Origin of the sequence: Actinomyces sp. 594 (assembly GCF_019325145.1) — a bacterium.
Classification (GTDB): Bacteria; Actinomycetota; Actinomycetes; order Actinomycetales; family Actinomycetaceae; genus Actinomyces.
In genome coordinates, this window is the sequence record NZ_PIZC01000021.1 from 84790 (window position 1) to 98048 (window position 13259).

10 protein-coding genes are annotated in these 13259 nt (G+C 65.5%); 7 read left to right on the forward strand and 3 right to left on the reverse strand.

What is annotated here, in order from left to right; all coding sequences use genetic code 11:
• The first annotated feature begins 484 nt into the window (after positions 1-484).
• Both GZ998_RS03185 and GZ998_RS03190 read left to right on the forward strand, forming a co-directional pair.
• Positions 485-823, forward strand: coding sequence for a hypothetical protein (locus GZ998_RS03185; RefSeq protein ID WP_219108982.1), 339 nt, complete (start codon positions 485-487; stop codon positions 821-823).
• A gap of 172 nt (positions 824-995) precedes the next feature.
• On the forward strand, positions 996-1475 hold the full coding sequence (locus tag GZ998_RS03190) for a hypothetical protein (RefSeq protein WP_219108985.1): 480 nt from the start codon (positions 996-998) through the stop codon (positions 1473-1475).
• Between the two features lie 143 nt (positions 1476-1618).
• Here the strand turns inward: GZ998_RS03190 and GZ998_RS13465 are convergent, their stop codons facing one another.
• On the reverse strand, positions 1619-1900 hold the full coding sequence (locus tag GZ998_RS13465) for a DUF3418 domain-containing protein (RefSeq protein ID WP_306823031.1): 282 nt from the start codon (positions 1898-1900) through the stop codon (positions 1619-1621).
• A 23-nt stretch (positions 1901-1923) separates the two neighbouring features.
• Here GZ998_RS13465 and GZ998_RS03200 point away from each other — a divergent pair, with 23 nt between their 5' ends.
• From GZ998_RS03200 to GZ998_RS03220, 5 genes are all read left to right on the forward strand, one after another.
• On the forward strand, positions 1924-3084 hold the full coding sequence (locus GZ998_RS03200) for a M48 family metallopeptidase (RefSeq protein WP_219108990.1): 1161 nt from the start codon (positions 1924-1926) through the stop codon (positions 3082-3084).
• A gap of 199 nt (positions 3085-3283) precedes the next feature.
• Entirely contained in the window at positions 3284-5458 is a 2175-nt protein-coding gene (locus GZ998_RS03205) for an FtsK/SpoIIIE domain-containing protein (RefSeq protein WP_308807146.1), read from the forward strand.
• 24 nt (positions 5459-5482) lie between these two features.
• Complete coding sequence (locus GZ998_RS03210; RefSeq protein ID WP_219108994.1) at positions 5483-5740, forward strand: hypothetical protein; 258 nt, start codon at positions 5483-5485, stop codon at positions 5738-5740.
• A 13-nt stretch (positions 5741-5753) separates the two neighbouring features.
• Entirely contained in the window at positions 5754-6014 is a 261-nt protein-coding gene (locus GZ998_RS03215) for a hypothetical protein (RefSeq protein WP_219108997.1), read from the forward strand.
• A gap of 286 nt (positions 6015-6300) precedes the next feature.
• Positions 6301-6591 carry a hypothetical protein gene (locus tag GZ998_RS03220; protein WP_219109000.1) on the forward strand — a complete coding sequence of 97 codons (291 nt, stop codon included), beginning with the start codon at positions 6301-6303 and terminating at the stop codon, positions 6589-6591.
• A 48-nt stretch (positions 6592-6639) separates the two neighbouring features.
• Here the strand turns inward: GZ998_RS03220 and hrpA are convergent, their stop codons facing one another.
• Together hrpA and GZ998_RS03230 are read right to left on the reverse strand one after the other, a co-directional pair.
• A complete protein-coding gene (hrpA, locus tag GZ998_RS03225; RefSeq protein WP_219109003.1) occupies positions 6640-11223 on the reverse strand; it encodes an ATP-dependent RNA helicase HrpA in 4584 nt (1527 codons plus the stop codon).
• Between the two features lie 328 nt (positions 11224-11551).
• Positions 11552-13259: transcription antiterminator (locus GZ998_RS03230; protein ID WP_219109006.1), on the reverse strand; the 1708-nt coding region annotated here is incomplete at its 5' end.

Here is a 13259-nt window from a genome sequence, read left to right on the forward strand (position 1 = left end):
CCCGCACCGGCATCGGGGCCACCCATCCAGCAGCTAACGCAAGTACGGCCCAGCCACGTAGGCGGACAGGCGGACAGGACAACAACGGGCAGCCCTGGATAAGCGGCACGCAGGTCGATGGCGGCGCGGACAGCGGGCGGTCCCGCAGGCGCCCCACTAGCCGACATCTCAGCAGCCCGGCACTAGACCCCGGCGATCGACATCACCGCACTCCGGCGCGTAATCACGCTGCCCGGGCGGCGTCGGGCGGACGTTGCCGCCGTCGATGCGGCCCTGGAACGACTGGGGGTAACCGGCCAGGACCGCCACCTGCCCCACGAACTCAGCGGCGGGGAGCGGCAGCGGGTCGCCTCATGGCTGTGATACCGGGCGGTGACGCCGTCGGCCGAGCCGTTCTGCACACTCGAGGGGCGGGCGCGACGCAATGATGCACCTACTGCTAGCCGACCTGCGGCGTCACGCCTCCTCCTAGACCTGGGCCTGCGTGGTCGCGGTTGTGGCCGGGGCGTGCGTATCCGGCCAATTCATGGTCATGCGCGGCTCGCTGTTGTCTGCGTCCGCGGCCACCGGCGTCAACCAGTGGGGCGTTCCCATCCGCAGCGACATGACCGATGCCGCCCACACGGTGAGTGCGTTCATCATCGTCTCCGTGGTGCTGGCGACGGCAGCGGTACTCACTTCGACGGCCGGGCTCGTGATCGCTCAGCATCAGCGGGGCCATGGACTGTGGCGGTTGCCGGGTGAGTGCCGCGTGGTGGTGTGCCTCAACGCGCGGCAGAAGCCCCGCGGGGGTGCGGTGATGCTCGCTAGTTGTCAAAATTGATGACAAACACCCGCCCTGCACTCCGGGCCTGATCTGGCACCCGCATGATTCCAAGGTTTTTTCGCGGACGTCGACGCCCGCCTACCTCGTTTGTCATCGTTTAGGACACTCCAGGCGCCTGTCCGGCAGAATCCGCGCCGACGGCGACCCGCATAATCTAGGCTGCGCTGCTATGAGTGACGCTCCACGTACCGGCCTGTTCTCCTGGCTCTTCGGACGCGATAAGTCCAAGGCCACGTCGGCGCCCGCGCCCATCGTCGACGCAGTCAGGGGCAACACCGCCGCTGCGAGCATGCCCGCCGGGGCGGATACCGGCATCGGGGCGGCCGAAGTCTCAGCCGAGGAACTGGATCTCATCACCAGTGGTCAGCCGATAGCGGCGATCAAGGCCTACCGCGAGCGGACCGGACTGGGCCTGAAGGCCGCCAAGACCGCGATTGACGCGGCGTCCGCTGAACTCGCGGCGGGCCGCGCCCCGGCCGTCGCCTCCCCAGCCGCCGGACCTTCCTCCTCTTTCCCGCCACCGAACCCGGACGAGATCGAGTTGGTGACCTCTGGTCGGCTGCTTATGGCGATCAAGGCCTACCGCGAACGCACCGGGGCCGACCTGAAGACCGCCAAGACCGCCATAGACGCGATCAGTGCTAACTAGAGGCGGGGCTATTCAGGCGGTCAGGAAATGCCGCCATAGACGCGATCAATGCCGACTGAACACGTGAACTGGTCATAGGCGAGACCGCCGTGCAGACATCTGCACGGGCCCCACATGCGCGGGCCCCGCGGGACCGGCTCCGCTCATATCTTCGCCAGCAGCTTGCTGATGCGCTGCACGCTGACCTTGCGGGCGGTGCCGAGCGTCTGCGCGAACAGGCTCACGCGCAACTCCTCGATCAGCCAGCGCGCCTCGACCAGCGCGGCCTCCCGCTCGGGGTCGGAGGTAGCCCGACGATCTGGATCAGGAAGTTTCTGTGCCACCAGCGAGATTTGTGACGAGAGCAACATGAACCGGGTTGACGCACAGCTGACGTACTGGTAACTTCCAGATCGCCTAGCGAGCTGCTTGGCGCCACATCCCATGACAAGGACAGTTATGACGCAGTTTGCCCCCCCCAGCACCTGGTGACCAGACTGGCGTAGTCGACTACTTCAAGGAACTCGGGATCGAACGCAGTGCCTCGATCGACGAGATCCAGGACAAACTCCACCGCACTCGTGCCCAATGGGAGAAGCGCGCTTCACTCGCCGGGAAGCGCGGCGATGCGATCCGGCAGCAGTTATCAATGATTGATGCTGCCAGCCAGGTGTTCGCCGATGAGGACTCAATGCTTCGTTATCGGAGGCAGCTTAGCTCCGCGCCCTCCTCTGAAGACGAGACGAAAGTAGATTGGGTCGCCAGGGCGTGGAACTACTACTTCAGTGAAGATTACGGGCCGGCAAGCGTCTCCGCAAGAAAAGCGCGCCAGCACGATGGAGATGATCCAACCGCTTACGTCGTGTCTGCTTGGATCGAGATGGCCGATGGCGACTCCAGGCGCGCTGAGGAATACGCCTCGGAGGCCTACGTTCTTGACGAACAGGGCGACGACACGGTTGAAGTACATGAGGTCCGCGGTGCCACTTTCATCGCGAACGAGAAATATGATAAAGCACTCGCGAGTCTGGAGCGAGCGCTGAAAAGAGCTCCCGACCCGTTTAAGCCTGAGATCTATGCGCGGATGTCGCTGGCGCAGATTGCCCTGAAAAACTTCAAAGCGGGATGGGAAACATGCCTTGCCGGGCTGTCCTTGCGTGAGCAGGTGCTGCCCGTAATACATGAGCGGTTGGTAGGATACGCGTGCAAAGCTGTTATTCTTACATATACCGATGAGGACAACGAGGTCGCGACTCGTGCACTCGGCGCAATGAAGACCCAGATCGCCGCTAGCCGGGCGGACTCGGGCGCAAAGATGACGATAACCAAGTGTATCGATGAATGCCTGGAAGTCATCAGCTTGGACAATGAGACGAAGAAGAAGCCTGAAGAGCCCTGGGGGTTCCCCGTCAAGTTGTGCGGAGCTGCGGTAGTGGCTCTGATCGTGTTGTTTGCTGCGCCCAGTGCCGCGACGATATTGGTCGCGTTCGTGATTCTGGGCGTCCTTGGCGTCTGGTTCTACATGATCTCGCAGCAAAAGCAGGCGATCGAGGAATATGAGAGCAAAGTCAGGCGGTACAACGAGCTGTATGAGAAAATCCGACAAGAGGCTGGGCGCACAATCAAATAATTGAAGCCTGCCGGGAAAGGGGCGCTTCGTGCTTCGCGTGTGTCGGAGTGTCAACTTGGGTGCCAGCTCCGTGCCATTCATTGGTGCATCCAATCTTTGGGTCGATGACTCGCTAACGGACTCATCATCCACCGCATTTGTCCAGTTCTTGACTGCCGCAGCGCTTCAAGGGACGACTGCCGGCCAACTAGAGGTGATTGTGTACGATGACGCGCTGTCAGGCATAGCGTCACCGTTTCAAGACATCAATAATGGGGGCGAAAAGCTCCTTAGGGTGGTGAGCAACTCTAAAGAGCTCTCGCAGATGATTGAGTATCTGCGCGGACACATCCAGGGTGTACAAAATGTGGTTCAAGGACGCTGTGCTTCCCTAGTCGATTTTCGGGATGACGTTCAGTTCCCAATCGAGGGATACAAGCTTGTTGTGATCGCAACTGACTTCGGACTGCTGGACGAGGCCGTACAAAATGACCTAGTAACCCTCTCGAAGGTCGGGCCTCAGAACGGAGTGACTTTTCTGGTCCATTCGATGGACCTAGGGGTAAATGAGTATGTTCTCGGCATGTTTGAACGCCTCAATGTCAGCGGCACAGTTGTCCGCACCGCCGAAGGCCGTCACCTGGGGCATTACACACCACCGGACGCTCGTTCATTAATAACAACGGCGCGTCGTGTCAGTCGTGAGGTGCGTACGCAGTCGGTTGCAGTGGTGCCGTTCCATGACATTGAGCCCGCTGGGGAGTCCTGGCAGCATTCCTCGGCTGAAGGAATAACGTTTGCAATCGGGCGATACGGGCTGGCATCCATATCAATAACTCTCGGTGATGAGGTGAATCAGCGCCACAATGCGCTGATTACCGGTGCAGTTGGGCAGGGTAAATCGAATCTGATCTCGGTGATAGTGCACTCCTTATGTGGGCGCTACTCGCCCGAGGAACTGCAGCTATATCTTCTTGATTTCAAGGAAGGGGTCACTCTCCAGCGATTCGCTGGCGATGCAAAGGGAGATTTCCTTCCTCACGCCAGGGTAATCGGGTTGGAGGCAGATCGCGAGTTTGGTTTGTCGGTGCTGCGACACCTGTTCGATGTGTATGCCGAACGGATGCGCGCTTTCAAGTCCGCTGGGGTACAGAACATCCGCGAGTATCGTCGTATGCGCCCTGGTGCTGCGATGCCGCGTGTCCTATTCATAGTAGATGAGTTCCAGATGATGTTCGCGGAGCGCGACCGCGTCTCCGATGAGATAGCCGATCTTCTTCAAAAGGCGGTACGGCTGTTTCGCGCCGCCGGTATACACATCATACTGGCATCGCAAACTATAGGCGGAAACGCCTCCCTGATGGGTGCCGCTGCCGAAGGCTTGTTCGGCCAGGTCCCGGTGCGAGTCGCGCTGAAGAACTCATTGGCGGAGTCGCACGCTACTCTGGGCCCGAACAACTCCGCTGCGTCATACCTACGCAGCAGGGAGGCAATCGTCAATCTTGATTACGGTGAGCCCGCGGCAAATAAGAAGGTCGCAATCGCATTTGCCGACGAGGCTGTACTGGCTCCGAAGCGACATGAGTGGTTCTCTCTGTTTCAGGGGCAGGGCGGACCGTACGTGTTTCAAGGTGAGGATGCTCGTTCTCTGGTTGACGACCGGGCGCTTGCCGAGCACGCAGTACACGAGGACTCTCCCCCCATCGCTTGGATAGGTCAACAGCTCGATGTTGACGGTACTTGCCTTCAAGCCGACATGTCTCGCGGCCTAGGACGCAACATTGCGCTAGTCGGTCCGACGAATGCTGTCGCGCCGCTGCTATCCATCGTTACTTCACTGGTGCTACCGGCAGGTAGAGGCAGACGGCCGGAGGTCGCCATCCTCGACCTGTCGAATTCGATGCGCGACACTGCTGGGGATGATGAGGACTGGGTGGAGGGGCTACGCTCTTGTGGTGCCGTTGTCCGCACAATAGATGGTAACGGCGTTGAGGGATATCTAGAGGAATTGATCGGTGCTGTGCGGTCAGGGGGTGCAGGGGAGCATGAGGTATATGTTGTCGGAATGGGGATGGAACGTTTGAGGTCGTCCGCAACCTTCGAGTCGCTCATTGCGGAAGGCCCGCTCAACGGCATTCATTTCGTTTGTTGGTGGTCGAAGTTCGGTGCCTTTCAGGACTTGGTGGGATTTGGTGGTGCTGCGCATTTCGACGTCAAACTCGGATATGGCTTGGATCGTCAGTCCGCACGCCGTCTGTTCGATGACCCGCTACTCGAATGGACTCCTCGTGATAATCGAATGCTTGCATGGGATGCTATAGGCATGTCGTACCCGCGTACAATCATTCCGTATACAGTGGTCCCATCCTTTGAGCAACTTTGTCCAGGTGTCTAGCTATGGTGCATAGGAGGGAATACGATGTCACTGCTGCAACAGGCCGTCGCGCAGGTGTCCCATCTGCGTAGACAGCTCGACGACCAGGAGGTTCTAATCAGCGGGTTTCTTCGACGTAATTCAGAGCAAATGCGTCAGGTTCGGGATGCGTTGAGCGGAAGTAATACGGGATATGACCGTAGAATGATGACCGCCCTGCAGCAGGCGGATGACTCACTAAAGAAGTCTCTGCAACAGGTGCGGCGTGCTAAGGATGCGCTCTTCCGTATTGAGCAGCTATGAGGAGGTATTATTCGTGCAGTCGATTCAGGATGTGGTCGATGCAGTCTATCGCGTCAGCACTGATGCCCAGGATGTAGTAACGCGTTCGGTGCTTTGTGCTGACGCGCTCGGAAAGCATTCTCGATCACTGATGACGGTAGTTCGAGGCTCGAAGACGGGTGAGCAAGCGGTCGCCGAGATCGACTCGGCTCAACGGGCGGTCAGGGATGGTGCGGCGAGGCTACAGGGGCTCATCTCCGTTAGCGAGCTGTTCATCGCTGATGTGACGAAGTGAGCTGTCATGGGATGGGAAGTCGATCCTGTGCGAGAACGGCTTCGCGAAGAGGCCTGCGATCGCTTGTTGACTGCGCACGACATGCTCGCTGTGCTCGGCCGTCAGTGCGCTGACCTTTGTGTTAGTATTCAGGCGGCGGTTGGTGGCACGCCTGGTGGCGAAGACATGTATGCCGCAGCATCTCGTGCAGCGGCTCAGATACATAATTGTTCAACGTTCTGCGGAGACGCGGCAAGTGGTGCTTCTCAGATTAGCGTGTTGAGGTGGGTGCCTGACGCTGAGGCCGATGATGATCCGGGTGACGGCCTCGGTGGGCACTGATTTTGCAGCTGTTGGCGACAGCCTCCGTGCGATTGAGGCGAGCGCGGGTGATTCGCAGGGCATCGCTCGAGGGCTTTTTAGTGTATTTGGTGTGTTGGACGCCTCTGAGCGCGCCCTTATCGCTCTCTCTGGTGAAGATGAGGCCGACGGCGCGATGTTACTGATGGCTCGCGCAGGCCGCGAGCTTGAAGCTGCCATGGCAGAGGTCGATTGTGTTGTCCGTATGGCGCGCGAACTCAGACAGCGTATCGAATAAGCCCCGTGTTTGGGCCGGTCCTCCGGTGACGGTTGCCCCGAATACCGCTCATACCTTCGCCAGCAGCTTGCTGATGCGCTGCACGCTGACCTTGCGGGCGGTGCCGAGCGTCTGCGCGAACAGGCTCACGCGCAACTCCTCGATCAGCCAGCGCGCCTCGACCAGCGCGGCCTCCCGCTCGGGGTCCGCCGGAAGCGCCGCGGCCCGGGCCCGGGCATCGGACAAGAGCTGCCCGGCCTGCTCTACCTGGTAGGCGAGTGCCGCATCCTGGCTGGGGGAGGACTCCGCCTTGGACACCCGCATCGCCAGCGCTTTCAAGTACCGGGGCAGGTGCGGGAGCTGCTCCGGCGGGGTGGCGGCGATGAAACCGTCCTTCACCAGCGCCGCCGCATGCTCGCGCACCTGCTGCAGCGTATTCAGCAGCGCTAGCGAGGTGTGGGCCGACACCTCCCGCTCCACCTCCCGCTGGGCGGCCAGTGTCTTGGCGGCGATCTGCGCTACGCGGTAGACCTCATCCTCCAGCTCCTGCCGCAAGACGGCCACCAGCTCCTCAAACACGACCTGCTCCCGCACGCCCGCCAGGGAGGTGCGCCGCGCGGCAGCCCACCGACCGGCAACCACCCGGGCGGCTGCCAGCTGCATGTCCTCCACCAGCGCCTCGGTGCTCCGGTAGGGGCTTGCCGCGAGCGTCAGCGTCTCCGTGGGGTTCCACCGGGAGGTGATGCGGGCCGTGGGCAGGGCGGTGCGGGCCAGCGCCAGCGCCGTCACCCCCGCGCCGTGCGCGCGCTCCTGGGCGACGGCGTCGGGCAGGATCCGCAGATCCGCGCGGCGCACCCCGGTCGCCACCAGGGCCGGGTAGCCGCGCACCACCAGCCCTGCCGTGCCCGGGGTCTCAATTGTGGCCGGAATGGTGGAGCGATCCGGGCCCTCCAGGCCGGTGACGCCCTTGGGCCAGTCCGTCAGCCCCGCGCGCTCGGCCAGGCCCGGCCCGACGCCGCGCATCCCCTTCGCACCACCGCTCGACGCTCCCGTGGCGTGACCGCCGACGCCGCCCCGGGCGCTTCCCGGCGCGACCGTGCCCGCGCCGCGCCGCTTGCCACGCCCGCCTCGGCGTCGCCCCTGCGTCCGCTGCGCATCAGCCATGGCCTGCGCGATCGCCCCGTGTACGGCGTCGCGCACAGCCGCCTCGGTGCGGCCCGCCTGACGGCGCTGCAACAACACCAGGTCCTTGTCCCGATCCAGCTCCCGGCCAGCGCCGTCCACCGCCACGAAGGCCATGCGCAGGTGGTCGGGCAGCCGCTCGGCGGCCTCCTCCCAGTCGGCCTCGGTGATCTCCACTTGCCGCAACCGCAGCACCGCATCCGCGAAGGCCTCGCGGAAGGGTACCTGCGGCGCCGACGGCGCCCCCGCGCCCCCGGCCGCACCAGTCACCTCCCGGCGGATCGCCTCCCACACCTGCGCCCCGACGTCGGGCGCGGGCACCAGCGCACGACGCACCCGCTTGGGCAGGGCGCGGATGGTGTCCACCACCAGCTCGGGCCGCAGCCCGGGAACCAGCCAGTCAAAGCCCGACGGCTCCAGGCGCCCCAGCACCTCCACCGGAACCAGCACGCTCACCCCGTCATTTGGGGCACCCGGATCGAACACGTACTCCAGGCCGAGGGTGAGATCCCCCTGCACCCAGGTGTCGGGGTAGCCGGTGGTGTCGTCCCCGCCGGGCAGCAGCAGCTCGCGGGTGAAGTCGAACAGGTCGGGACGGTTGTGGCGCTCCCGCTTCCACCAGGCGTCGAAGTCGTTCGCGCCGTAGACGTCGTCGGGTAGGCGGTCGTCGTAGAAGTCGAACAGGGCCTCGTCGCCGGCCAGCAGCCCGTGCTCCCGGCGTCGCTGCTCGACGTCGGCCAGCTCCTCCAGCAGCGCCCGGTTACGCTCCACGAACCCGTGCCGGGCGTGCCAGCCGCCCTCCACCAGCCCGGAGCGGATGAACATCTCCCGCGCCAACTCGCGCGCATCGGCCGTACCCACCGAGGCGAGCGTGGCAGGGCGGTCGGCCACCAGCGTCATCCCGTACAGCAGCAGCTTCTCGTGCACCATCGCGGCGCCGCGGCGCGTGGACCAGTACGGCTCCCCGTACACGCGGTGCAGCAGCCCAGCCGCCCCGGCCGCCTCCTCGATCCAGCGGGCGTCCACCTTGGCGACGGTGCGCGCGAACAAGCGGGAGGTCTCCACCAGCTCCGCCGTCATCACCCAGTCGTAGCTCTTGCGCCGCAGCCCCGAGCCCGGCCAGATCACGAAGTGGCTGCCGCGCGCGCCCGCATACTCGCGGCGGCGCTCATCCCAGGTACCCACGTTGGAAAGCAGTCCCACCAGCAGGGAGCGGTGGATGGCGTCGGCGCTGGGCGTGTCCGCACTGCGCCCCAGGGCGACGACGGCGGCCGCCACGTCCCCGTGGGCGATGGTTGCCGCCTGCGTGCCCGGCTCCAGGCCGGCGGCGGCCGCGCGCACGGCGCTCGCGGTGGGCAGGTCCACGGGGGCGGCGGCGAGCCCCAGCGGGCGGGCGAGCTGCCGCAGCTGGTTGTACACGTCCTGCCACTCGCGCACCCGCAGGTAGTGGAGGAACTCGGCCCGGCACATGCGCCGGAAGGCGGAGCCGGACAGGTCGCGCTGCTGGGTGCGCAGGTAGCGCCACAGGTTCAGATAGGTCAGGAAGTCACTGGTCGGCTCGGCGAAGCGCCGGTGCAGGGCGTCGGCCGCCTCCTGGTGGTCGGCCGGGCGCTCGCGCACGTCCTGCATGGACAGCGCAGCCACGATCACCATGACCTCGCTGACGCAGCCGAGCTCACCGGCCTGAAGCAGCATGCGCCCCAGCCGCGGGTCGATGGGCAGGCGGGCCAGGCGCCGGCCCACTTCGGTCAGACGTGGCCCGCCGACGCTGCCGCCCCGGCCGCTCCGCCGTCGCCGTCCGGTTCCGGCGCCGGCCGTCTCGATGGCGCCGATCTCGCCCAGCAGCTGGAGGCCGTCGCGTACGGCGCGGGAGTCGGGGGCGTCCAGGAAGGGAAAGTCCTGCACGTCCCCCAGACCGAGCGCGGCCATTTGCAGAATCACCGAGGCCAGGGAGGTGCGCAGGATCTCCGGTTCGGTGTACTCCGGGCGCGATTCGAAGTCGGTCTGGGAGTACAGGCGGATGGCGATGCCGTCGGCGACGCGTCCGCACCGCCCGGAGCGCTGGTTGGCGCTGGCCCGACTGATCGGCTCGATCGGCAGGCGCTGCACCTTGGTGCGGTTGGAGTAGCGGGATATGCGCGCCAGCCCGGGGTCGATGACGTAGCGGATGCCTGGCACGGTCAGGGAGGTCTCGGCCACGTTGGTGGCCAGCACGATGCGGCGGCAGGCGTGCGCCTCGAACACGCGGTGCTGCTCGGCGGCGGACAGGCGGGAGAACAGCGGCACCACCTCGACCGCGCCGGGCGTGGCGGTGCGCCCGTGCGGCGTGTAGCGCGGCCCCAGATGGTCAATGAGGGCCGACTCGGTGTCGCGAATGTCCCGCTCACCGGCCAGGAAGACCAGGATGTCGCCGCTGCCGGCCGCCATGAGCTCGTCGACGGCGTCGAGGATGCCGGTGACCTGGTCGCGCTCGGTCTCTGGCGCGGGGGGCGTAGCCCCGGTGCCCTGACGTCCCCGGGCGGCGGGGGAGGAGTCCTGGGCGCCGGAGATGGTGGCGGCAGCATCGGGGTCCGCGGGGTCCGGCACGAGCGGTCGGTAGCGGATCTCCACCGGGTAGGTGCGCCCGGACACCTCGATCACCGGCGCCGGTGATCGGGAGGGCCCCGCCGGGCGGCTGGAAGTGCTGGTGCGGGTGGCGGCGTCGGTGCGGCCGCCTCCGGCGGGTGGGGCCTCCTGCGCGGCGGGCGGAGGGTCTTGTGCGGCGGGCGCGGCCTGGCCGAAGTGGGCGGCGAAGCGCTCGGAGTCGATGGTGGCGGAGGTGATGATGACCTTCAGGTCCGGGCGCTGGGGGAGGAGCCGGGCCAGGTAGCCGAGGATGAAGTCGATGTTGAGGCTGCGCTCGTGCGCCTCATCCACGATGATCGTGTCGTAGCGGCGCAGCAGCGGGTCGGACTGGATCTCCGCCAGCAGGATGCCGTCGGTCATGAGCTTGACCAGTGTGCCCGGGCCGGTCTCCTCGGTGAAGCGCACCTGGTAGCCGACCACGCCGTCCGGGCCGATGGGGGTGGACAGCTCGTAGGCGATGCGTTCGGCCACCGAGCGGGCGGCGATGCGGCGCGGCTGGGTATGACCGATCATGCCGGTGATGCCGCGGCCGAGCTCGAGGCAGATCTTGGGCAGCTGGGTGGTCTTGCCGGAGCCGGTCTCGCCGGCCACGATCACTACCTGGTTATCGCGAATGGCGGCGGCGATCTCCTCGCGGCGGGCGCTTACGGGCAGTTCCTCCGGGTAGGTGATCACCGGGACGGCGGCGCGGCGGGACTCGAGCTGCTCGGGGGTGAAGCCCCGCCACTGGCGCCGGCCGCGCCCGCGGCGGGCCCCTCGTGAACGCCGCCCTCTCCTGCCATCGCCGTTGTTGCTGCCGGCTTCAGGGCGGTCCGCGCGCCGGGTTGGTCGCTCGTTGTCACTCATCAGGCCGCCTATTGTCCCCCATCCCCGTTCATCCCCGCCCCTCCCCTCACCGAGGTCGGTCGATATGGGGTGGAGACGCCGACATCATCCTCGTTGCGCGTGATTTCCTGGCGCTAGACGCGCGCGAATGCCCGAGGACGCTCGCAGCTGTCACGTATTGCACCACTTTCCACTCGGTCGGGTTCGGGACGCGACAGCACAGCCGCATGAATCCGCGGCTTTGGCAGGGAGGATGAGCATCCGGGCACGCGAATGTGGTGCATCTAGTGACAGGGACGTGCCTGGTTGTCCCGCGACACAACAGACCACGGCAAACACCCCGCCCGGCTCAGAGCATGTCCAGCATGGTGGCCACGAAGGCGTCGTAGGAGTCGGCCGCGGCCAGGCGGGCGACCTTGGCGGGATCCACCAGCGCCTTGATCACGGCGTCGAACACATCCCCGAAGGCGTCCCGGCTGTCAGCGGACAGGCACAGCATGGCGATGAGCTTGACCGGCGTGCCGCCCCAGTCGACGGGACGGTCGGCCAGGCACACGGCAATCGCGGTGCGCGCGGCGGTCATCTCGATCGTGTGCGGGATCGCGGCACCGGAGGCGAAGGCCGTGGTCGATAACCGCTCCCGCTCCTTGACCTGATCGAGAAACTCCGGGCCAACAGCACCGGCACGGGCGAGCAGACTCGCCGCGGTTTCCAGGGCCGTATCGCGATCCTGCCCGCCCGGGATCCGGGTGAACAACTCCGGCTCCATCACCGTGGTCAGCCACGCGGCGGCCTTGAAGCGCTTGTGGCCGGCAGCAATGTTCGCCGTCATCTCCCGAATCCGCTCCAGGTCTGCGTCCGTGAGCAGCAGCCCCGTCCGGATCACCGGCACATCGGGCGCACGGGGCAGCGGCACCGTCGTGACAATCAGGTCGGCAGACAGGTCGGGCCCGACGTCCTCGACATCCGTGATCACCCGGTCCACGCGCCCGGTTCCCGCCACCGCGGCCTCCACGGCGTGTGCCAGGGAGACGTGGACATCGTAGTAGCGGGGGACGACGACGGCGACGGCAACCTCGTCGTCCTGCGCATGCATGGACAGCAGGCGCCCGCCCACGTGGAAGGCGATGAAGCCGATCTCGTCCTCACTGACCTCTATACCGGTCTCCAGCTGAATATGCCGGGCGATGAACACGGCCAGCTCATGTACCAGCGGGTGAGTGTTCTTCACAGACTGCCCCACGGGAATCCGCGCCGAGCCATGCTGCGCGGCCCGCTGCACCAGGCTGCGCACATGCATGGCGAGAAAAGCGATGAAACGCTCGTCGGACAAGTCCACCAGGTAGTTGTTGTTGAGCTTCGCAACGATCCGGGTGACCATGGCCAGGTAGTGCTCGTCGAGGAAGGCCCTGACCTCCGGGCTGGACGTCTCCTCCGGATAGGCGGGGGCGGCCTTGGTCAGCAGCAGGAGCGCCAGGTAGGCGACCTCCCGCTCCGGCACCTGCACCCCGAAGACTCTCGCCACCAGTTCGCTCACCGCACGGGACACCGGGGCGAGTGCGTCATCGGGCGTCAGGCGGGAAGCGTCCACGGAGCGCCCATGTCGCACCCGGTCCACCATGATGGCGATGTGGGCGACCAGTTCGTCGGCCGTCCACTCGTTGATGGAAAGCTGAAAGTCATCCAGTACCTCACGCAGCTGCTTCTTGAAGCCGAGCAGTTCCGGCTCCTGGAGACGGTGAGCGACTTCTTCGACGTCGATGAACTGGGGCCGGCGCACGGCGGCCCCAGTGAGGATGCGCCGCATGAGGCGGCGCTGCGCGGGCTCCTCTCCCTGAAGCGACAGCCGCTCGTGGTCGCGGGCCAGACGTAGGCCGAACTGGGCCACCAGCGGCCGGGCCTTGCCCAGGTCGGCCTCGATCGTGGACTCGGATACGTGCAGCTGTTCCGCCAGGTCAAATACGCTCACTGGACCCTGGGCGGCGACCAGCACGCGCAGGATGTGTGCCAGCCGGGCCTCGGGACCGTCGTCCCGAGGCCCGGCCGGCGCCGGCCGT

Bases quoted from the DNA above. Each gene is read 5' to 3' on its own strand.
- GZ998_RS03190 (WP_219108985.1), top strand. From the start codon at position 996: ATGAGTGACGCTCCACGTACCGGCCTGTTCTCCTGGCTCTTCGGACGC.
- GZ998_RS13465 (WP_306823031.1), bottom strand. From the start codon at position 1,900: ATGGGATGTGGCGCCAAGCAGCTCGCTAGGCGATCTGGAAGTTACCAG.
- GZ998_RS03210 (WP_219108994.1), top strand. From the start codon at position 5,483: ATGTCACTGCTGCAACAGGCCGTCGCGCAGGTGTCCCATCTGCGTAGA.
- GZ998_RS03220 (WP_219109000.1), top strand. From the start codon at position 6,301: ATGATGATCCGGGTGACGGCCTCGGTGGGCACTGATTTTGCAGCTGTT.
- hrpA (WP_219109003.1), bottom strand. From the start codon at position 11,223: ATGAGTGACAACGAGCGACCAACCCGGCGCGCGGACCGCCCTGAAGCC.